Source organism: Pseudomonas psychrophila, assembly GCF_001043005.1.
Classification (GTDB): domain Bacteria; phylum Pseudomonadota; class Gammaproteobacteria; order Pseudomonadales; family Pseudomonadaceae; genus Aquipseudomonas; species Aquipseudomonas psychrophila.
The window spans coordinates 1-549 of sequence record NZ_JYKZ01000097.1; the positions used below are offsets into that span (position 1 = coordinate 1).

Annotated in this window: 1 protein-coding gene; it reads left to right on the forward strand. The window is 61.7% G+C overall.

Going from position 1 to position 549, the window contains the following annotated elements; translation table 11 throughout:
* A partial coding sequence (locus TU76_RS24260) for an OprD family outer membrane porin (RefSeq protein ID WP_048352697.1) occupies positions 1-549 on the forward strand: 549 nt, incomplete at both ends.

The following is a 549-nucleotide window of genomic DNA, read 5'->3' on the forward strand; positions in this document are numbered from 1 at the left end:
TGGAGCCAGGGCTTCGATCTGGTATTCAGGTCCGGGTTCACCGAAGGACCGGTGCAGTGGGGGCTGGATGCTTCCGGTCAGTATGCCTACCGCCTGGATGGTGGCGGCGGACGAGGCCCGGATGCCGTCCTGCCTTACGACGACAGCAAGGGCCGACCGGTAACCGATTACGGTCGAGCCGGCGTGACCGGCAAGCTCAGGTTCGCCAACACCGAGGTCCGTGTCGGTGAGCATCGACCCACGATGCCGGTGGCATACACCGACGACTCCCGGCAGTTGGTCACCACCTATGAAGGCGCGACCCTGGACTCAACGGACTGGGCCGGGTGGACACACAATGCGGGGCGCTTCTGGAAAATAGCGACCCGCGAGTCCAGCAATCGCGAGGATATCTATCTGTTCGGCGATACACCGCAACAAAGCAGCGACGGACTCAACTTTGCCGGCGCCCGCTATGACTTCAGCCCGACACTCAACGCTACTTACTATATAGCCCAACTCGAAGACATCTATCGCCAGCACTATCTGGCTGCGGCCCACACCACCCAG